Origin of the sequence: Neofamilia massiliensis (assembly GCF_001299475.1) — a bacterium.
Classification (GTDB): domain Bacteria; phylum Bacillota; class Clostridia; order Tissierellales; family Peptoniphilaceae; genus Neofamilia; species Neofamilia massiliensis.
In genome coordinates this window covers 19,742-40,929 of sequence record NZ_CYUJ01000002.1, presented here as the reverse complement: position 1 = coordinate 40,929, position 21,188 = coordinate 19,742, and the positions used below count along the sequence as shown (strand labels likewise).

General features: G+C 34.8%; 18 protein-coding genes and 2 pseudogenes. All 20 read right to left on the bottom strand.

Going from position 1 to position 21,188, the window contains the following annotated elements:
* Window positions 1-7: 7 nt before the first annotated feature.
* On the bottom strand, window positions 8-2,410 hold the full coding sequence (locus BN2667_RS00205; protein WP_461786639.1) for a VirB4-like conjugal transfer ATPase, CD1110 family: 2,403 nt from the start codon (window positions 2,408-2,410) through the stop codon (window positions 8-10).
* Complete coding sequence (locus BN2667_RS00200) at window positions 2,322-2,732, bottom strand: PrgI family protein (RefSeq protein ID WP_053308424.1); 411 nt, start codon at window positions 2,730-2,732, stop codon at window positions 2,322-2,324. The genes BN2667_RS00205 and BN2667_RS00200 overlap by 89 nt, the downstream gene beginning before the upstream one ends.
* A 1-nt stretch (window position 2,733) precedes the next feature.
* Window positions 2,734-3,024: a hypothetical protein gene (locus BN2667_RS00195; protein ID WP_047211601.1), complete on the bottom strand. Its 291-nt coding sequence runs from the start codon at window positions 3,022-3,024 to the stop codon at window positions 2,734-2,736.
* 9 nt (window positions 3,025-3,033) lie between these two features.
* Window positions 3,034-3,720 (bottom strand): VirB6/TrbL-like conjugal transfer protein, CD1112 family, encoded by a 687-nt coding sequence (locus BN2667_RS00190; protein WP_461786638.1) that lies wholly within the window; start codon window positions 3,718-3,720, stop codon window positions 3,034-3,036.
* Window positions 3,721-3,907: 187 nt separating this feature from the next.
* Window positions 3,908-4,006, bottom strand: a pseudogene (locus tag BN2667_RS09070) (Maff2 family mobile element protein); the annotation flags it as partial.
* Between the two features lie 151 nt (window positions 4,007-4,157).
* Window positions 4,158-6,026, bottom strand: coding sequence for a group II intron reverse transcriptase/maturase (ltrA, locus tag BN2667_RS00185; protein WP_461786636.1), 1,869 nt, complete (start codon window positions 6,024-6,026; stop codon window positions 4,158-4,160).
* A gap of 716 nt (window positions 6,027-6,742) precedes the next feature.
* Window positions 6,743-6,871, bottom strand: a pseudogene (locus tag BN2667_RS09065) (Maff2 family mobile element protein); the annotation flags it as partial.
* A gap of 1 nt (window position 6,872) precedes the next feature.
* Window positions 6,873-7,184, bottom strand: coding sequence for a hypothetical protein (locus BN2667_RS00180; RefSeq protein ID WP_004827261.1), 312 nt, complete (start codon window positions 7,182-7,184; stop codon window positions 6,873-6,875).
* Between the two features lie 189 nt (window positions 7,185-7,373).
* Window positions 7,374-7,649 (bottom strand): hypothetical protein, encoded by a 276-nt coding sequence (locus BN2667_RS00175; protein ID WP_054251341.1) that lies wholly within the window; start codon window positions 7,647-7,649, stop codon window positions 7,374-7,376.
* Between the two features lie 18 nt (window positions 7,650-7,667).
* Window positions 7,668-9,464 carry a VirD4-like conjugal transfer protein, CD1115 family gene (locus BN2667_RS00170; RefSeq protein ID WP_054251340.1) on the bottom strand — a complete coding sequence of 599 codons (1,797 nt, stop codon included), beginning with the start codon at window positions 9,462-9,464 and terminating at the stop codon, window positions 7,668-7,670.
* On the bottom strand, window positions 9,457-10,191 hold the full coding sequence (locus BN2667_RS00165; protein WP_054251339.1) for a phage antirepressor KilAC domain-containing protein: 735 nt from the start codon (window positions 10,189-10,191) through the stop codon (window positions 9,457-9,459). The genes BN2667_RS00170 and BN2667_RS00165 overlap by 8 nt, the downstream gene beginning before the upstream one ends.
* Window positions 10,188-10,673: a PcfB family protein gene (locus BN2667_RS00160; protein ID WP_054251338.1), complete on the bottom strand. Its 486-nt coding sequence runs from the start codon at window positions 10,671-10,673 to the stop codon at window positions 10,188-10,190. The genes BN2667_RS00165 and BN2667_RS00160 overlap by 4 nt, the downstream gene beginning before the upstream one ends.
* Window positions 10,666-11,493, bottom strand: a complete 828-nt coding sequence (locus BN2667_RS00155) for an ATP-binding protein (protein WP_054251337.1) — start codon at window positions 11,491-11,493, stop codon at window positions 10,666-10,668. The genes BN2667_RS00160 and BN2667_RS00155 overlap by 8 nt, the downstream gene beginning before the upstream one ends.
* Complete coding sequence (locus BN2667_RS00150) at window positions 11,490-12,263, bottom strand: replication initiator protein A (protein ID WP_054251336.1); 774 nt, start codon at window positions 12,261-12,263, stop codon at window positions 11,490-11,492. The genes BN2667_RS00155 and BN2667_RS00150 overlap by 4 nt, the downstream gene beginning before the upstream one ends.
* Window positions 12,264-12,491: 228 nt before the next feature.
* A complete protein-coding gene (gene rlmD, locus BN2667_RS00145; RefSeq protein WP_278308128.1) occupies window positions 12,492-13,799 on the bottom strand; it encodes a 23S rRNA (uracil(1939)-C(5))-methyltransferase RlmD in 1,308 nt (435 codons plus the stop codon).
* 289 nt (window positions 13,800-14,088) lie between these two features.
* Window positions 14,089-14,949 (bottom strand): L,D-transpeptidase family protein, encoded by an 861-nt coding sequence (locus BN2667_RS00140; RefSeq protein ID WP_054251334.1) that lies wholly within the window; start codon window positions 14,947-14,949, stop codon window positions 14,089-14,091.
* A 105-nt stretch (window positions 14,950-15,054) separates the two neighbouring features.
* Window positions 15,055-15,882 carry a CvfB family protein gene (locus BN2667_RS00135; protein WP_054251333.1) on the bottom strand — a complete coding sequence of 276 codons (828 nt, stop codon included), beginning with the start codon at window positions 15,880-15,882 and terminating at the stop codon, window positions 15,055-15,057.
* 9 nt (window positions 15,883-15,891) lie between these two features.
* Window positions 15,892-18,270: an endonuclease MutS2 gene (locus BN2667_RS00130; protein WP_054251332.1), complete on the bottom strand. Its 2,379-nt coding sequence runs from the start codon at window positions 18,268-18,270 to the stop codon at window positions 15,892-15,894.
* On the bottom strand, window positions 18,270-20,609 hold the full coding sequence (locus BN2667_RS00125; protein WP_054251331.1) for a U32 family peptidase: 2,340 nt from the start codon (window positions 20,607-20,609) through the stop codon (window positions 18,270-18,272). The genes BN2667_RS00130 and BN2667_RS00125 overlap by 1 nt, the downstream gene beginning before the upstream one ends.
* Window positions 20,599-21,183: a cell division protein ZapA gene (locus BN2667_RS00120; protein ID WP_054251330.1), complete on the bottom strand. Its 585-nt coding sequence runs from the start codon at window positions 21,181-21,183 to the stop codon at window positions 20,599-20,601. Before BN2667_RS00120 ends, BN2667_RS00125 begins: the two co-directional genes overlap by 11 nt.
* Between the last annotated feature and the right edge of the window lie 5 nt (window positions 21,184-21,188).

The following is a 21,188-nucleotide window of genomic DNA, read 5'->3' as shown; positions in this document are numbered from 1 at the left end:
ATCACACCTACTTAGCTTCTTCTGGTTTAGTTGTCATTAGCTTATATAGCATAGTGTCTTTAGGGAATTTATCTATAAAGGGAACAATAGTATTTCCAAAGAATAATAGTCCCTCCCCTGCGTTTGAATTAGTAATATAGTTTAACTGATAAGGCGATATTTTTAATTTCTTAGCAAGAATATCTCTATCTCCAGATGCTTGATTTAACATTAGAACAAAGTCTGTATTATCAAAGATATTTTCAATTTCCTGACTTGTTAAAAGGTCTTTTACGTTTTGAGTTATGCCTGTTGGAATACCACCCCATTTTCTAAATCTTTTCCAGATTTCTACTGAATATGAAGCAGTTTGTGGATCTTTTAATAAAAGGTGGAACTCGTCTATATAGTATCTTGTGGACTTGCTTCCTCTATTTAAGGAAACCTTGTTCCAAACCTGGTCTTGAATTACAAGCATACCTATTTTTTTAAGTTGTGTTCCTAGCTCTTTTATATCAAAGCAGAGCAATTGCCTATTTAGATCAACATTTGACCTATTATTAAAGACATTAAGACTTCCTTTAACATAAATTTCCATTTCTGTTGCGAGCTTCCTACCAACTCCCTCTTCTTGAGATAGGAGCATATCGTATAAATCTCCTAATATTGGCATATTTTCTGGTTTTGGGTCTTCAAAATATTTTTGATATATCTTTGGTAAACACCTATCTATAACAGATTTTTCTGCAGCAGTAAGACCAGATCCTCCTACTACAAGTTCAAGCATGGACATTATGAAGTTTGCCTTATCCTTTAAAGGCGCGTCCCCATCTCCATAGTTCATATTAATATCTAGTGGATTTAGGTAGTCCTTTGATTTTGCTGAAACTTTAATAACTTCTCCATTAAACTGTTTTACAAGATTTGAATACTCGCCTTCAGGATCACAAATAATTACATCATCATCTGTTACAAGAATTGCATTTGCCATCTCTCTCTTTGCCGAGAAAGATTTACCAGAACCTGGTGTACCTAATATTAGTCCGTTAGGGTTCTTTAGTTTCTTCCTATCTGCCATAATCAAGTTTTGGCTAAGAGCGTTTAAGCCATAATACAAGGAATTTGCTGAATCAATAAATAATTCTTCTGTTGTAAAAGGCATAAAGACTGCCGTTGATGATGAAGTTAAAAATCTTTTTATTTCGACTTGATTAACTCCTAAAGGTAAGACAGAAACAAGTCCTTGCTCTTGTTGATGAGATAATCTTTTCACCTGACAATTATGTCTGTTTGCAATCGATGAGATTTGTGCAATAGTGTTTTCTAATTTTTGATTAGTCCTAGCAAAATTCATCATTACTATGGTAACTACAAAGAGCCTTTCATCTCTATTTTGTAAGTCAGATAACATGGACTTAACATCAGCTCCAAAAGTATTTATATCTGATGGAATAATATCCATATCATATCCAGCACGTACTGCTTTCTTTTGTTCTTCAATTTTCATTCTGTCTAGGTCTGTGTTTTTTCTCTTAATGAGTTTAATAGCTTCTGCTTGTTCAACTACATCTATATGAAAAGCTACATAAATATTGTCATCAATATCTAAAAACTCAGATAACATTCTATCTGATAACTCACTCGCAAGTATTTGAAAATGGCTTACTGCTCCGATGAATTTCCCAAATTTTAAATTATTTGCTGGTGCAAAATTAAATATATTGGGAGTTATATGTGATTTTGTAGACTCTTTCTTCTTCAAATCTTTATATGAAAAATTAAAGTTTTTGTCTGGATTTAACATATCGTGAACAAGTCTTAATCTTTCTTCGCCATCAAGGCTTTCTGCTCTTACTCCCATAGATTTAAAGTTAGATAAAATATCTACTTCAAGTCTATTTAACTTTGCTCTTGCTTGCTCTAGGTTATCGGCTTCTGTGGTAAAGGTTATATACTTCATCTTTTTAAGTCCGTTATTGCCCTTTGCAAGTTGAAGCTTTAACATCTCCCTAAACTCTTTTCTTACATCGTCATAGAAGTCTCCCTTATCAGCAATTTTAATTGCATCTTGTAGGTCTCTATTTCTTCCTAATTGATTTACATATGAAAGTTCAATGTGGACACTTGGATCAAAAGAATTTAAAAAGTTGGCAAATTGGTTAAAGATTAAATCTCTGTCTTCTTCCAATGCCAACTGGTAATTTATATCTTGAAATGAAATTGTCTTTGAATAATTTTTTTCATCTAACTGGCAAATGCCCTCTGGTAACATTCTTATATAGGGAATTGTATCCTCAACAGTAAATCTCTTTTTCTCTTTCTTTAAAAGTACACTTAGTAGACTATTTGTTGGTTCTTTCTTTGTTTTTAGCCTTCTTACTTCCTTTCTGTCTTTTTTTAATTGTTTTTCCCTTAGATTTAAGTCGCTGATTTGCTTTTTTCTTTGCTTCAAGGTATGCCTCCTTTCTTATTCTCTTAGTTGGTTGATAAAACTTATGAAGATAGAAAAATCTAAAATACTTTTCAAAAGTTAAAGTGTCTTTTTCATATAAGGTTATAAAAAAGATCGGCAGGGTTACTATTAGCATTACAATGATTGAAACATCATTAGGTAGATATTTCTTCATAAATAAATAGGTTGGTATGCCAATTAGTCCTGCCACAGAAAAACCTATAAGTTGTCTTTTAGTTAAGTTAAAGGCAACCTTTGTTTTAATCTTGTCCAAATCTTTTGGTATTGGTACATACGCCATTTTAATCTCCCTCTACTTCTTCTTTGGAAAGTTCAAGTATATGGTCATAATTAGATGTTGTTTCTTCTTCTAGGTAGCTAATTCTTTCTTCTAATTCTTCTTGTTTTTCTTCATTTCTGTCATTGTATTCTCCTTGATACATAACAAATTCATTGTGACATCTTCCGAGTCTGTTTATTCTCTTCTTTAAGTTTCTAATCTCTTCATTTCTTTTTTTCTCTTTTAAGATTTCATAAGTTCCTCCCAATAAAATCCCAAGTCCCAATAAAGCACAATTTTTCTTTTTTAACATTTATTCCTCCTAGTGCGTATTCATAATACTTTTTGCAACTGTTCCACTCTTAAACATCATAAGTCCAAGTAATAGAGCATATCCTAATATACTAAACAAGCTTGCGTGGATATCTGTAACCTGTACCGTTCTTATTAAAACGGTGTAGATACCTAAACATATCATCAAAAACAAACCTTGTAGTCCCAAGGCAAAAAGTCCCTTGATATAATTTGTTCCAATCTGACCCCATTCTTTATTTCCCATAGTCGCAAATGGTATGGATGATACTGATGAGTAGACATATATTTCAAACATACGCCCATATACTATTAAGGTAATAGTTAAAGATATACATTGAATTGCAATCCTCACTAGGCTTGTTTCAACTAATATCATTAAAAGCTCACCTATTTCTTTTTCTTTTAATGTATCAACCATTGCAACTATCTGATCTCCTGAAACAGTGGCAGAAGTAGTGATTACCCCTGCCGCTTTGTTTACAAGATTTTGTGCCACATCAAAGACTGCCATTGAAAATTCAAAGGCATGGCTTGCAAGGTAGACTGCTATAAACATCTTTATAATGTATTTGAAAAACTCAAAAGTATCTGTATCATGCATATTATTTTTTTGCATAACCATATTTATGAGTTCAATACATAATACTGCTGTTATAATAAGACCTGCTATTGGAACAATAACACTCTCATTAATGGTTTTTATGAAGTTTTATACTTCTACATTCTACCCCATTGGCTGCTTAACAACATCAGTTGCACTCACTCATACCTAGTCTGTTCTATCTAAGAACATGGACTCAAGATTTGCTTTGATACCTCCGAGTAGCATATCCTTAAAAAATTCAGTTAGCTTGTCAAAGATACCAAACATAGACTTTCTCCTAATTTAAAACATTTGCAAGTAGTGGAATTAATTTAATACCGATTAGTACAATTCCTCCACCAGCCATAAGCTGCTTAATACCTTGGGATTTAGCACCAGATAGTGATAGGTAATCCTTTGATGTTATCTCCGGATTTTCCCCCACTTCACACCGTGCATGCGACTTTCACCGCACACGGCGTTCCATCACAAGAAAGATTTTCACGTTTTAACTAAGACTTACACACTTCGTAACAAATTATTTTTTTCTAAATTAGTGGCAATCCTGCCATTTTTCTAAGCTTATTACATTTCTCGATCTGCTTGACCGTTAAGCCAAGCTCTTTTATATATTTTTGGATTGTATCTTCTTTTGTTGCATGGATAAGTATATGAACTGCTTCTGTAACAAGAATTAAGTTGCTATAACTGTCTGTACCGCCTTGTTCAAGCGGTATCTTGTGATGGCAATGTATATCGTTTGGTGTAAGTTTTACACCTGTTACCTCACATCTGCCATATTGAGCTGCAAAGAGCGAGATTCTGTTGTCTGCAAACTCTATACTCTTATCAAGTACAGGATGTCTCATCAACCAAACAAGTGTATCTACATCAATTTGCAGATTTTTATGAATAAAAGCTCTGCCCTTTACAGTGTATTTATTTACAACCTTTTTCTTGTGTTTTGCGTCCTTTGTCCTAATATATCCAGCTGGAATTAGCGGATGTCCATTAAGGAAGCGAATTTGTTTACTTTTTCCATATTTTTCTTTGATAAATCCTTTGTTTAGCGTTCCACTGGTTTTAATATCAAGTCTGTTGTTCATCTGCTTTTTAATGTGAAAGGCTATTTTAGCAAAGTCCAAACTTACATTTGTTGCTATTTGGTAGTAATTATGCAAGCCTGAAACAGTGGCATTATACTTGGCTATTGCTTTGTACTGTTCCTTTTTGTTTGCAGGTCTTTTTATATCCGCAACACATTTAGAAATATTTTCTTTTGCATTTTTCAGTGCCTTATCACTTATATGCGACTGTACAACAAACTTTTTGCCTTTTGGTTTAACCTTAAGCTTAAATCCTAAGAACTCCGAATACCTTTGTTTTAGATTTGTTATTTTAGATTTTTCTTCACTCACATTTAGTTTTAATCGGTCTTGCAACCATTTTGTAACTGCCTGATAGGTTCTTTTTGCATCGTAGTAATTACGGCAAAATATCTTAAAATCATCAGCATACCTTACAATGTATATTTCTTTTAGGTTGCTTGTTCTTAAAGCTCTGTAAGTATGGCTTTTTATCTCTGTTCCTTGACTGTTCGTTCTCTGTTTATATGGATAATGCGTAGGCATTGTCAGCCATTGAGATGAAACCCACCAATCTAATTCGTTCAAGACTACATTAGATAGTAGCGGTGATAATATTCCGCCTTGTGGTGTTCCCTTTGTTGGTGTAATTACCTTTTTATCGGGCATAACTATGTCTGCTTTAAGCATTTCCTTAATGATACAAAGTAACTTTTTGTCATGGATTCCTAAATTCCAAAGCTGCCTTATGAGCTTTGCATGATATACGTTATCGAAAAATCCTTGTATATCAATATCGACTACATAGTGTAAGTGCTGTATCTGCATTAGTCTTGCACATTCTGCAATAGCGTGTTCCGTACTCCTGTTAGGTCGAAACCCATAGGAACTGTCATGAAACTTGGCTTCACATATCGGCTCTAATATTTGCAAGATACATTGTTGTACAATTCTATCTACAATAGTTGGTATTCCTAAAGGTCTAATTTTCCCATTAGGCTTTCGCATTTCCACTCTCTTTACAGGGCGTGGCTTATACCAATGAAACTGTTTTTGTATGAGAGAAATGTATTCTTCTTCATTTAGCCTTGATAGATGTTTTATTGTTCTGCCATCTACCCCAGCCGTATGACTTCCTTTGTTCCCTTTTATACTACGATAGGCAAGTTTAATATTTTCTCTTGAAGTTATCAACTCCATTAAATTTGAAAATACTTTATTATTACCGCTATCTTCATATAAATCATCAAGGACTTTTTGCAAGTCATAGTATTCCGTATAACGGATTTTGTTTTGTTTCAGTGTTTGTTTCGAAGTGGACACAGTCACCATCTCCTTTCGGATTTGATTTTCTTTGTCATACTCGAAGCTGTGTTTGTCTTAATTTCAGTTCTTGTACTTTCCTGTGACTGGTGGCTATCCCTCCACGAACTTATTATTTTCGCTTCATAGGTACTGTGCCACCACTTTCACCGAGATAAAGAATAGTTATATGCTGTTTTTTTCAGTCATTTTCCCATTCAACACTTCATTAGCATTAGACTGCTTCCATGCTCTTGGCTTACCACGTTCCGACAATCTTATCTTTGAATACGTTTAGGTTCTTCCTCTAAGCCTGTGTTTAGTTTTCACCATATCGCCTGTAACGATATATGGATTTTCATAACAACCATTCTTACTCATCCACAAACACCCCATCTTTGATGGGAATTGCCGTTAGGCAAATTCAAACGTTTAGACCCTTACATTCGGAAGTACGTCAGTACTTTGGTATACACATTCTCACCATGCGTATTCGACACCCGACATATAGGTAGCACCGTCCACCTCTGAACAGCTTTCGTGTCTGATGTTAATATCAGTCTTACGGCTACTCTCTGCCGACTTCACCGAGCTTTTGACAATGAAATAGTCTAATATTCATTGCCAATCGGAGTATCAGTGTAGGCATTTCAGGGCGTTACCCCGTCATTCTACCTATCAGATTGCCAGTTCTCCTAAGTTTTGAACTTTCAGTCCTTCGACTTAGTGCATAAGCTTTTCACTTATGAACGTGTCGCACGGTTATCATTACCATAACCTTCCATTAAGTTAATAACTCCCCATGCTCCTAAACCTGCACCAATTGCAGTTACAAGTGTCTTTAAAACTCCAACTCCAGCTGTAAAAAATTCCATATTATTCCTCCTCGTTTTCTTTCTTATTTTCTATTTTGTTTAGTGATTTAACTATAAAATTCTTGTAGACCTTATCTCCTTTTTTGTTTTCTTTGAAATATCCAAAGACATGGATTAGATCCCCTTTTTCAAATTCTTTTACAATTTCTACCTTTTCTCCATATACTGAGCAATTTGTATATTCTTTGCCCTTTCCATAATTTTTAACAAGAGCAAAATTTGCTACTTGAACATTTTCTCCATCCTTTTCAAATTCTGAAAATTCAGCTTCCTTAACTAAATTTGCATTAATATTTATCATTTCTCTATCCATTAATTTCTTCTCCTTAATCTAAAAATTTCAATTAAAAAAGCGACTGAACTTATATTTCAATCGCTAAATGTCCTATATATTAAATTTTTTTAAGTAGGACTTCTTATCCTTACCATCTTAACCTCCTGATTTTGAGTATAAAAAAGACGATAGAGTTTTTAATTTCTATCGCCTATCAACACTTTATTTCTATTCTTCTAAAATCGATACTTCAAGGTCTATCGCTTTAAATGTAACAGTTATTCCTACTTCTTCTTTTACTGTTTTTTCAAATAGCTCAGCTATATCATATGGGGACATATCATATATATCTTCATACCATTCATTACTTTCATCGTACATTGTCTCACATATTGCTTCAATATAATTTTTCTTATCCCTTGTGAGTTCTGTATCACTTTCTAAAATAAACTGCTCACCATTTATATTTAATATAATTAAAGATGATTTTCTATTTTCGCACATTTTGCTTTCTCCATAAACTCAAATGTTTAACCTATTTATCTTATAACTTGATTTTAACTTTACCTTATCTCTATTTGTTAGATACTCTTCAACATCAAACAAGTTTTTCTTATCATAATCTTCTAATAACTTATAATTCTTATGCTTTGTAATATCAAATTTATCAGATAAGAAAGGTCTTACTCCTCTTAGTTGGTATATACACTTACCACCATCCATTACAGTTATTTCATCTTGGCTCATAAGTTCCTTACCAGTTTTTTGGTAATTTAGACCAAAAGATTTTTGGTTGGATCTTGTTTCTGATGTGTTATATAGGTCTATGGTTTCTTTTCCTAAGGTTTCTGATAATTCTTTTACTGTTGTTTTTTCTTTTCCTCCTAGAAAGAGTGTAGAGTCACAGTTACCAACTATTGTATCTGCATGGTCTTTATAAATTGCTTTTAATTGAGATTGTGCTTGCAGTATTATACTTGCTGATATTTCTCTTGAACGAATTGTCGCTATTAATTTTTCAAATTTAGGAATTAAGCCTATATTTGCAAACTCATCAAGTAGACATCTTACATGAACTGGAAGTCTTCCACCATACACATCATCTGCCTTATCACATAGTAGGTTAAATAATTGAGAATACATTATTGAAACTACAAAGTTAAAAGTATCGTCAGTATCTGATATTATTACGAATAGAGCAGTTTTCCTATCTCCAATTTTATCGAGTTCTAATTCATCTTCGCTCATTAGTTCTCTAAGCTCTCTTATATCAAAAGGTGCAAGTCTTGCTCCACAAGATATTAGAATTGACTTAGCAGTTTTTCCTGCTGCCAGCTTATATTTCTTATATTGCTTAACTGCAAAATGACTTGGGTCTTTCTTTTCAAGAGCTTCAAAAAGCCTATCAATTGGGTTCATATAGGTTTCGTCATCTTCTCTAACCTCACTTGCGTCAATCATATCCAAAAGTGTCTTAAAGTTCTTTTCTTCTTCTGGTGCTTCATAATAGATATAACCGATGAGGGCAGTGTAATATAACTTTTCAGCCTTTACCCAGAAATCTTCTCCTGCCTTTTCTCCATCTCCCTTGGTGTTAGCAATTATAGTTTTGACAAGCTTTAAAATATCTTTTTCACTTCTCAAATAAGCAAATGGATTGTATTTCATAGATTTTTTAAAGTTTATTGTGTTTAATATCTTTATGTCATATCCATTTTCATAAAGCATTTTCCCACACTCTAACACAAGCGTGCCTTTAGGGTCTGTTACTACATAGGAAGAGTGCATTTGCATTAGATTTGGCTTTACATAAAATCTTGTTTTACCTGATCCAGAACCACCTATTACTAATACATTTTTATTTCTAGCATATTTAGGGTTTTTAGGTCTTGAGTTCATTGTTAGTCTTTCGGTATTAGTTATAAGAACATTGTTTTCAAACTTAGGGTCAATGTATGGAGCAATATCCTTACTTTCTCCCCATCTTGCAGATCCATATTCCTTGCCTTGCCTATATTTCTTTTTGTTTTTACCTTTGCTATATACTATTAGCTTAACAATGGCAGCAACTGAAATACCTACTAATAAGTCCCTTGGATTAAGGCTTGGTATATAAGATAAAGTTCCTATGTCAGAAATTCCCACCATTATTCTATCAATAATATCTCCTCCTACATAAGAATTGATGTGCTTAGAAAAAATATTTCCAATGTAGAAAAAGGATAAATAGGGAATGTTTGATAATATAAATTTCTTTGGGTTGTCTATTTTAATTAAGTTTTTAATATCAGAAAGAATGGCTTCTAATACCTTATTCATCGTAGAAACCTTCGCTATCTAATAAAATTAGTAGGTAGTGTCTTCCTTTTGGTGTTATAAATGTTTGTATGCCTACAAGTGTACCTAGTGGATCAACCCATTCTTTTACTTCAAAATATCCCTTGTTCTTATCTGCATAAGGTAAGAGTTTCTTTTTCTTATCTCTATAAATTAATCCCTTATCCATTAAAAAACTTATAAACTGATTTTGTGGTATTCCTAACTCCTTGGCAGTATTTCTAAAGTTTGTAAGTAGGTTATAATCTACTAATTTGTCATAATAATCTGCTTTTGGTCTTAATTCTTCAATCTCTTCTTCTCTTTCGGCAATAATTCTATTGGCTACCAGAATTGCATCTGCAAGTAGATCTTCATTAGTTTTCTTTTCTTGCCCTAATATATATCCTCCATTCTTTCTAATACTTGGTAAGACTTCTCTAGTTACCCAAGCTTTGAATATTTTTGCTTGTGGTAGTTTTGATGAGAGGATAAGTGAATACAATCCTGATTCGTTAATTATTGAAATATTCTGTATTCCTCCAGGGGTGTTCCATTTCGTTACACCCTTATCTTCTTCATCTACATGGTCATAAACAGCTTTTCTTGGATTGACATATCCTAGCATAGTTGCTACTTCATTTGCTATAAAGAAAAACTCACCGTCTTTTTCTATAACAGTGAGTTTCCCAAAATTCTTATTTTCAAATGTTTTTAAATTACTTATCATAAGCTTTGCTCCTTATGTTTATTTTTAACTTTATCTTTACTAATGTTGTCCTTAGCCATATCTTTAAACTTATTTATAGTCTTCGTTATTGAATCTTTTCTATCGGCTTTTCTTTCAGAAGTCTTAACTGCTTTTTTAAAGGCATGTTCCATTACTTTTATATCCTTAGATTGAAAAAACACAGAGTGGTTACCAGTTTCCTTATCTTTCATAACAGAAAACTTCACTCCGTGTTTATTTAAAATTTTCTTTAGTTCTTTTAACTCAGAATCCTTTAGATTAATTTCTTCTAACTGTCCCTTTTTAACCATATCCTTTAGCTTTACTTCTTCTCCATTATTTTTTATTACATTTTTCAAGCCTCCTTGTTCTTCTATTTGCTTGTGTACTTTCTTTAAGGCATCAAGAATTGTTTTACTTGTTGCTTTTGCAAGCCTTACTTCAAGATTAAGACTCGACCTAGATACTTCTTCATTAATCATCTATTCCACCTCCATATAAAAGTAACTCTTTGTATTTTCTTAACTTCTCTTGATGGATTTTTCTTCTAAAATCTTCTCCCGTAACTTTAACTGGTATTGTCATTTCAAGTATTCTTGAATATATTCTCTGATACTCAAGGTCAATGTTTGGATTTTGAATAATTTCCAATGATAAGTTTGTAGTAAAAATTGTCGGCCTACCCTTTAAGTATCTTGAGTTTATAATGTTATATACTTGTTCTCTTGCATAAGATGTATCCCTTTCAATTCCAAGATCATCTAATATTAACAAAGGAATATTAGATAGCTTATTTATAATTTCATTTGAATCTAGCTTAAATGCAGATTTTTGTATTTGATTTATAACCTGAGATAAATTCATAATCTTAACTTTAACTTGTTCTCTTTCAATTAATTCATTTGCAATAGAACAAGCAAGATAAGTCTTTCCACTGCCAACATCTCCATAAAATAAAAGTCCAACATTGTCTTCCTTCATTTGCTCAAAATTTTTAGCATAATTATAGGCAACCTTGTAAGATTGACCTTCTTCATTTAAGAATCTCTCAAAAGTATATTGGTGTTGGTTTGGCGATGAAAAACAATCTCTTTTTAGCGATGATATTCTCGTTAATATTTCTCTTTCTTCATTTTCCTTATCTCTTTTTATTTCACATTCACATTTAATTCTTGGAATAAACTTTGTAAATCCAATGTCAAGTAATTCTCCATCGACTCTTTTACCACATTCCTTACAATAAATATGTCCATTCCTTTCAATATCATTTTCTCTTAATACAAAATCTTTTAAGCTTATCATAAACTCTCTCCTATATCGTAATTCATTTTTCTTGTTGATTTGTCATTAATATTTTTTGCCTGATCATTAAGATACCAATTGATTATCGTTGCCTTGTGATCTTGATAAACTCTGTTATTTGCTTTCATGTAAGATGATAATCTATCAATGTACTCACTAATTCTGCTTCCTAACTCATTTGTTAAGTCCTTGTATTCTTCATCAGTCAAAAATATATTTTTATATATTCCATAAGGCTTTTGTCCCTTACTAAAATCATTATTTCTTAACTCATTATTACTAATATTGTTATAGTTACCTTCCGATTTTCGAAAATCTTGACTTTCGTTATTCGAATCTCTTGAATTTCGATTATCGAACTTCTGGAATTTTGTTTTTCGAACTTCTTGATTTTTAAATTTCGTATTATTAAATATGCTCATAAAGTCTTTAACATAGATTCTGTTAGGCTTTCCAAGTCCTTGTCTTTTCTTTTCAATCAGTCCTATCCCTGATTTAATATCAAGCTCAGCTATTAATTTATTTGCTTTTTCACTCGCACAATTAAATTGATCTTTTATACTTTCAATTGTGTAGTAAATAAAGACTTTTCCATCTTCATCTATCCAGCCATTTTTATATGAAATACCCATTCGATTAAGCATATATGAATACAAAACTTTAGCTTCAATAGAAATGCTCTCAAAAATCTCATCTTCCATTAATACCATAGGTAACCTAATGAAGTTATACATTTCAGATTGCCTATTATAAAAATAATCAAAATTCATCCCTACCTCCTTTCTTTAAAATAAAAAAGAGCAGCCTTATTTAAGCTACTCTTGTAGAAAGTGTAAAATGGGTTTTCTCTTATTATATTTTCTTTGTGTCTCCTCATACCAGTTGTAAAACTACTCTTACGTCCATGTAGTTTTTTTGGGTCTTTTTGACGTATCCTTCTTCATCTTTATCGAAGACAAAATGCTTATAAAACTGCTTAAAATGCAGGATTTCTAAATTTACATCTTTTGTATCAACGCTATAGTCTCCACATGGCTACTTAAAGGAAACATATCCACAATTTCCACCTTATCGACTTTATATGATCCGTCTTTTATTAAAATTCCTAAATCACGACACAAGGTTGCTGGATCGCAGGAGATGTAGGAGATTTTTTCTGGGGCGATTTCTAAAATTTTTTCTAGGACTTTTTTGTCGGCGCCTGCTCGGGCTGGGTCTAGGAGAGTTTTATTAAAGTCAGATGATACTTTATCTAATAAGTCTTCTGCTCTTCCTGATTTAAAGTCTAAGTTGTCTAGGCCGTTAAGTTTTGCGTTTGTTTTTGCATCTTTCACTGCCTCAGGGTTGTATTCTATTCCGAGAACGTAGGCTGCTTCTTTTGCAAGTCCCATAGATATTGTTCCTATGCCTGAGTAAAGTTCTAGGACCTTGTCTGTGGATTTTAGATCTAAATTTTCTATGCCGATTTTGTAAAGGACTTCTGCCTGGGTCCTGTTTACTTGGAAAAAGGATGTTGGAGATAGGTTAAAGGTGTTTTTTAATATTTCTTCTTTAAAAGGGCCGTCGCCGTAGAGGACTTTTGATTTTCTGCCGTAGTGGAATCTTGGGTTTGAGTTTATGTTTTGGTAAATGTGGCTGACTCCTAGGGCTTTTAGGTCTGCAAGCTGGTCTTCAATCTTTATTTTTTTCTCGTCTTTACTTACTAAAATTACCATTAGGTCGCCTTTATAATTTTCTCTTAGGCCTATTAAATTAATTCTATCAAGGTCTGGCAGAGTTTTTAAAACTTCTATAAGTTCAGGAGTTTTTTCTGGCCAAACTAGGCAGGCCTTTGCTTCAAAGACTGAAAAGTTTTCCTTGTCTACATAGCCAATTTTTCCGTCTTTGACTTTTAGTTGGACGTGATTTCTGTAGTTCTTATAATTTTCCATTGGATGGATTTTTATATCTTCTACTTCTAGACCTGCAAATTTTTTTAGGTTTGTCTTTAGTCTAGCTACTTTTGAGTCTAGCTGGGCCTGGTAGGTGTAGTCGCAATATTGACAGCCGTTACAGTGGTAGAAGTCTGGGCAGACTGATTCTATTCTGTCAGCTGATTTTTTTAAAATCTCTGTGGCCCTTCCTTCTAGGTAATTTTTTTTAGTTTTTGTGATTTTAACCTCTACCTCTTCTCCTGGATAGGCTCCTTGGACAAAGATTATTTTTCCGTCTACTTGGCCTATGCCTCTGCCGTCGTGGCTTAGGTCTGTTATTCTTGTTTTCATTTTATCTCCATTTTCTCTTGCTTTTTGTTTATTATAGCTTATTTTTTCTTTTAAAAAAAGTTTTTGCTGATAAAATAGGGGCAGTCCACAAGGGACAGACCCTTAAGTTTTTTGCTAAGTCATTTCAACGGGGACACAGCTAAAGAGGTCGTCGAATTCTTGCCAATCAATCTTCAGTCTTTCGCGATAAAAGGGGACACGGCTAAAGCAATGTCCCCACACTTTGCGGCTCAAGGTGGCGATTTGAACTAGGGCTTCGAATATCCCCAATCTTCCACATCTCAAAAATAAAAAAAGACTCAGAAGTTTTTCTCCTGAGTCTAAATTGCTTTTACCTGCCTGGAATTATTATTGATCCTGGACTTGGTACAAAGTTTTCTATTATTTTCTTTACTTCTTCGTCTGTTTGGGCTCCTTGTGTAGTTGGTGTAATTTCAACTTTTGCTTGGCCCTTGTCTGCAGCTGGCTTTTCTTTTGTTTGGTTATTGGAAATTTTGTCTACATATTGGGAAACTCCCCATTCTTTTAGTTCTGCATCTGTTCCCAACCAAACTGGGCTTCCCTTTTTCATTAGTGGAAATACATAGGTTTCAATGTCGTAGTTAAACATTCTAATACAGCCATTTGATACATAGCCACCAATTTCCCAAGGTCTAATGGTTCCGTGGATGCCATAGCCTGTCATTCCAGGAATTTTTAGGCCCATCCATCTTTCTCCAAGGGGATTTAATGGATCATCTGCTACCCTTGGTGTATATTTTCCACCCATTCCTCCCCAAGCTGGATTTTTTGTAAGATTTGTTATAGTTGCCTTGGCTGATGGAGTTGGGGTTTTTGATGTTCCTAGGGCTACTGGGTATTTATTTACCACTTTGTCTCCATTATAAAGAGTTAGGATTTTCTTACTTTTGTTTACCACTATCCACTTGCCCTTGGTTGGTGGGTTTTTTACATTGTCGTATTCTTGGTAGTCAGGATCATTTAACATATTTTTTGTTAGCTTGTCTAATTTTCCTGTGACTGCTATATTGTGTTTGGCTTGGAACCTCTTAATTTCTGCAACTCTTTCTGCTCCCTTGGCATTTACAAAGCTGTTTTCTCTTTGAAACTTTTCTGCTTTGACTGGTTTATTAAAAATCAAGATGGTAAAAGCCATGGCTAAAATTAATATTTTTCTTAACTTTTTTATCATCTTTTCCCCCCCAAAATTTTTATTGTCTTAGTCTATAATAACAAATGCCCCATTAAAAACAGTTACAATTTAGTTAAATTTTAAAATTAATAATTGTTATAAATTTTAAATTAAGACAATTTTTTCTGGATAGATTTTGATTTCTCTTTCCTTGTAAAGTTTGCCTGCTGCCCTTTTAAATTCTGACTTGGACATGCCTGTAAGTTTTTTTATTTCATCTGGCCTTGACTTGTCTCCAATTTCTAAAATCCCATCATTGTCTTCTAAAAGGTCTAAAAGTCTTTCTGCATCTTCGTCAATTTGAAAGTGGGCCTCATTATCAAAGCTAAGGACTAGTCTGCCGTCTGCATTTACTGATCTAACTTTGGCTGCAAGAGTTTCGCCTACTTGGTAGATACCCTTAGCTTCTTCTTTTGGAACAAGGGAATCGTACTTTTCGTCTACTGCTATGAAAATTCCATGGTCCTTGTGGATGGAATAAATTGTTCCCTCTACTAAGTCGTCTTTTTTATAGGGAGCTGACTTTTCTAAATAGTCTTTAATCTTCATTGTTAGCGCAAGTCTATTAGTCTTGTCTAAATAAAGTCTAACTAAATAGTACTGGCCTTCGTGAACTTGGCCCAGAGTTTCTGAAAAAGGAAGTAAGACGTCTTTATCTAAACCTAGGTCCATAAAGGCTCCGATTTTTGTCTTGGCTACTACTCTTAATAGGCCAATTTGTCCCAGCTCTAAATATGGTTTTTTTCTGCTGGCCCAAAGCCTGCCCTTGTCCTTGTATACAAAGGCGAGGACTGTGTCTTCTTTTTTTATAGACTTGTCTAAGTTTTCTTCTAAAAGTGCCAGAGTGTTTGGGTCCTTGCCGTCATAAAGATAAGCTCCCTCACTGGTAAAGTGGTGGACCCTTAGCTTTTGTCTTTGTCCGATTTGTATCATTATCTTCTCCTATTTTAATTCTACTATGGTTACTCCGTCTCCACCTTCATCAAGGTTGCCGTACCTGGTTTTCTTTATGTGCCTGTGCTTTTTAAAATACGGCTGCAAGCCTTCTCTCAAGGCTCCTGTTCCTTTACCGTGAATTACTTCTACTGTTTTTAAGCCTGAAAGATAGGCATCGTCTAGGTACTTGTCTAATTTAAAGATGGCGTCTTCTACATTCATGCCCCTAAGGTCAATTTCTTTTTTTATATATTTGGCCTTGGCTGAATAGATTTTTTTGGTCTTTTCTTCAGAAGTTGACTTGGCCTGGCCTTGAATTGGGACAAGGGTTGCCTTTGGTAGAGACATTTTCATTATGCCAACTTGGACCATGACTTTTCCATCTGCATCTTCGTCTGTTAGGATAACTCCTTCTTGTCTCAAAGACGGAATGGCAACTGAGTCGCCGACCTTTAAGTCCTGGGAAGTTTTTTCATCTTCTAGTTTTAAAAAGTCTGAGCCAATTTTTTCGTTTAATTTTTTCTCGCTTTGCCTTAGCATTTCTGTGGCCTGGCCTAGGCGTCTGGCTGAGTCTGAGTCTAGGTTTTTAGATATTTCTTTGATCTCGTCTATTACAAGTTTAGCCTCGTCTTTGGCCTGCCTAATTATTTCTCTGGCTTCGCGCCTTGCCTGGTCTAAAAGATCCTCTCTCATGTCTTCAGTTTTGTCCTTGTAGGCCTGGGCTTTTTCTTCTAGTCTCTTTGTTTCAGCCCTGGAGATTTCTACTTCTTGTCTTTCTCTTTCGATAATCTCCTTATTCTTTTCAATTTCTCCAAGCATGTCTTCAAATTGAATGTTTTCTGCTTCAACTAGGTCCTTGGCTGATGAAATTATTTCTTCACCAAGTCCTAGACGTCTAGAAATTTCAAAGGCATTTGATTTTCCAGGAATGCCAATTAAAAGTCTAAAGGTTGGGCTTAGGCTTTCTATATCAAATTCCATAGAGGCATTTTGGACTCCTGGAGTTGTCATTGCGTAAACCTTTAGTTGGTTGTAGTGGGTTGTTGCTATAGTTCTTACGTCTTTTCTTCTAAGATTTTCTAAAATTGCTATGGCTAAAACCGATCCTTCTGTTGGGTCTGTTCCTGCACCAAGTTCGTCAAATAATAAAAGTGAGTTGTCTTCAAAGCGGTCTAAAATGTCTACAATATTTACCATGTGGGATGAAAATGTAGACAGAGACTGTTCAATTGACTGCTCGTCTCCAATGTCTGCGTAAATATTTTTAAAAACTGCCAGCTGGGAGTTTTCTCCTGCTGGAATGAAGAGTCCACTTTGGGCCATGGCTGTTAAAAGACCTACAGTCTTTAAAGAAACTGTCTTTCCTCCAGTGTTTGGTCCAGTTACAACTAGGGTGTCAAAGTCTTCGCCTATAAAAATATCAATTGGCACAACACTTTGAGGATCTAAAAGTGGGTGTCTGGCCTTTTTTAAATTTATGATTCCTTCAGCATTTAAAAGTGGCTTTGAGGCATTTTGTCTAAGGGCGAGTTTGCCTTTGGCAAAGATAAAGTCCATTTTCTTTAAGATGCCTTCATTTTTAGAAAGTTCCCTACCCTTGTCAGCAACTTTTTCTGAAAGAACTCTTAGGATTCTCTCGATTTCTCTTTGTTCATCTAGGTCTAGTTCTCTAATTTGGTTGTTGAGTTCAACTATGGCCATTGGCTCTACAAAAAGTGTGGCTCCAGACGAGGACATGTCGTGGACCATCCCTGGAACTTCTGCCTTAAACTCTCTCTTTACTGGCACAACATAGCGGCCGTCTCTCATAGTATAAATTGAGTCTTGAAGATAGCGCTTGTTGGTCTCTGAAGTTATCATTGAGTTTAATTTTGACTTTATGCCTTCAGCCTTTCTCTTTTTTTCTATTCTAATAGTCCTAAGTTTTGGCGAGGCGTCGTCAGAAATTTCGTCTTCTGAAATTATGGCCTTGTAAATATCTTTTTCTATATATTCAAAATATGAAAGATTGTAAATAAGATCTTTGACTAAAGGATAGGAGTCTTCGTCATTTTCTTCTGTGTCTAGAAAATACTCCTGAAGGCCGTGGGCGCACCTTAGGGTCTCGGCGATTTTTAAAAGTCCCTCTGGACTAAGGCTGCCTCCCATTTGGGCTCTTTTCACTTCATTGTGAATGTCTTTTACTCCATAAAGTGGTGGATTGCCCATTTTTATTAAAAGCCTAAAGGCCTCGTCTGTTTCTTCAATCCAGTCTACAACTTGGTCAAAGGAAGATGAAGGCTTTATGGATTTTATAAAATCTTTAGTCAAACTGGCCTCAGCTTCTTCTGCTAAAAGGTCAATTATCTTTTCATATTCTAGTGTCTTTAAGGATTTGTCGTACATTATTCTACTCCTCTAAAATAGTGGCCATAAGTTATATTGGTCCACTGGTCTTTTAGTTTCTCGTTTAAGTCTGTGGTCTTTCCGTCTCTAGCCTGAACAAAGGCATCGACTATTTCATTTGGATTTTCTTCAAAGGAAAAGTCTAAGACTAAATAATCTAGGCCTGCCTTTTTCATAGCTGGAAGCTGGTCTACCATAGAAATTGGATAGGAATTATAAATTATTGACTTGTCGGATTCTCTCTTAGTCCTAAAGTCTACGTTAATTTGGTCGCGAATTTTATAGCCTGCCCTAAAATTACAAGTCTGGCACTTCCTATCTTTGCCACAATTTTTTATAAGAGAAAAAGGGCAGTGGTCCATGGTCATAACCCTTGGAAATCCATAGGCTAGGCCTTGGATTTTTGCATCTGTATGTTTTCTAATAGCAGAAATTTGGTCCAAGGTCAATTCTGAAGAGACAATACAATCGTCAATTTTTAAGTCCTTTAAAAAGTCTAGGCCGTAGGAGTTAAAAATATTTAAACCAAGATCTCCAATTATTTTATGGGACTTAAAGGCTTCAATATGACCTAGGTTGTCAGCTAAAATACCTGTCAAAGGAAGTTGATTTACTTGGTCTTTTAATCTTTCAAGGTCCCCATGGTAGAGAATTTTTCCTGGCCTAAAATAAACTTCCTTGCCTGCATCTCTTATGGCCTTATATATTTTTTCGTCTAAAAATCTCAAATAAAACCTGTCGATTTGATCCCAGGATTTTAATTTTTCAAAAGTATTTTTATCTTCAAAGCCAAGGGCAAATTTTATTTCTTCATCAGGTCTTTGAAAAGTTTTTTCTTCTAAAGAAATTTTCCTCACTGGTCTTTTTAAACTTGCGTCTATTTGCTCCCTAAGGTTTTTAGCAACTTCCCTTCTTAAGCTATTAATTTGGCTTAGGGGCATAAAAATATTATCGTCTATGTCTATGGAAACTGCTCCTAAATAAAAATCTGTTTCTCCAAGTTTTTCTAATTGATCTATAAGAGCTTCTTGGCTTAATGGGGCGTTTTTCGCTCCTTGGATTTCCTTGTCCCCTTGGACTTTCGCCTCATAGTTCTCGCAGGTTGCCTTTAAGATTGGAAATTCTCCAACTTTGCCTTGAAAATAAAAATCTATTGGCTTTTGGTAGCTGTCTACTTGGTAGGATGCTTTTGCTGCTTCAACGTCTTTGGCTTTTATAATTCTTCTAACTTCTGTATTTTCTAAGGCAGTAAAGTTAGTCCTTAGGCTGGCCTTGCCTTTTTTATAAGAGTCTCCTAGGGTCAAAGTCTTTCTGCCAGACTTTGTCATAAATTCTAATAGGTCTTCTGAGTCTAAGTCATCGTAAAGGTCTAGGTCAACTGAATTTTTCTTGGCCCTTAAAACTCTTCCAACTTCAATGCCTCTGTTGTCTGGCCTTGAGTCGTCGGCAAAGTCTCTGCCAAAGTCGTCAAAAAGTCTTCCTCTAGTAAAGCCCCTGTTAAAGGCTTGACTAAGTTTTTCTTTCTCGCCTTTTATAGACTTTCCGTCAATGGCCTTGCGATAGGCCTTAGTCACACTGGCAACATAGTCTGGTCTTTTCATTCTGCCTTCTAGCTTTAAAGAGTCCACACCAATTTCCATAAGTTCCCCAACGTCTTCTAAAGTGTAAAGGTCTTTTGGCGAAAGGAGGTAGGTCCTTTGGTCTTTTAAAATTTTTCCATCTGGTCTGATGACCTTATAGGCCTTGCGACAAGGTTGGGCGCACCTGCCTCTGTTGCCTGACCTGCCCCCTATCATTGATGACATATAGCACTGGCCTGAATAGGCGACACAAAGGGCTCCGTGGCCGAAGACTTCAATTTCAACTTGGGTTTTCTCTTTTATTAATTTTATTTCTTCAAGGGGAGTTTCTCTAGCTAAGACAATTCTCTTAAAGCCTAAGTCTTCTAAAAGTTTGGCCCCTTCAAGGGAGTTTATTGTCATTTGAGTTGAGGCGTGAAGGTCAAAGTCTGGAAAGTTTTCTATCACTAACTTGGCAAGTCCCAAGTCTTGGACAATTAGGCCGTCAATGCCTATAGAGTAGACAAAAGAAACATAGTCTAAGGCCTCTTTAACTTCAACTTGGTCCAGAAGGGTGTTTAAGGTCAGATAAATTTTTACTCCACGAAAATGGCCATAAGAAACTACCTCTTCCAAGTCTTCCTTAGAAAAGTTGCTAGCTGAGGCCCTGGCTGAAAAAGCCTTGCCTCCTAGATAAACTCCGTCTGCTCCATTTTGTACTGCTGCTATAAAGGCCTCCATCGATCCTGCAGGCGCTAGTAATTCCATTTTATTTTTCAAGCCTTGAAATTTCCTCCTTTAAGGCCCTAATGTTGTTTTTTAGGGTAATAATTTCCTTGTTTCTGTCGTAGTTTAGTGATTCTTGGATTTCCAACTTGTTTTTCATCAGGTCATAGTCTTCAATATATGAATCGTATTTTTCTTTTTGCTCTGCAAGTTTTCCTTCTAAATCTTCAATGATTTTGTCCTTGCCTGCCAGCCTTCTATCAAAGGTTTGGGCCTGGCTCTTATAGTCTTTTATATCAATGTCCCTGTCTCTAAGGTCCTTCTTGAGACTTTCAATTTGACTTTCTAGGATTGATATTTTTTTCAGATTTTCCGCCTGATAAGACGAGTCCATTGAGCTTTCTAGGTCCACATACTTGGCCTTTTCTTTTTCTAGCTGGTCTTTTAAGTTTAATGAAAGTAGTATTATTCCTTCTAACTTAGAAAGATAAGGTTTTGATTTTTCATTTTCTGCTATGGCATTGTTTATAAAGTCAGCTAGGCCTCTTACATATTTTTCGTCAGCGTTGCCAGATACGGTAAAGTTTATGCCGTCAATTTCTACGCGAATTTTATTATTTTCAACCATGGAAT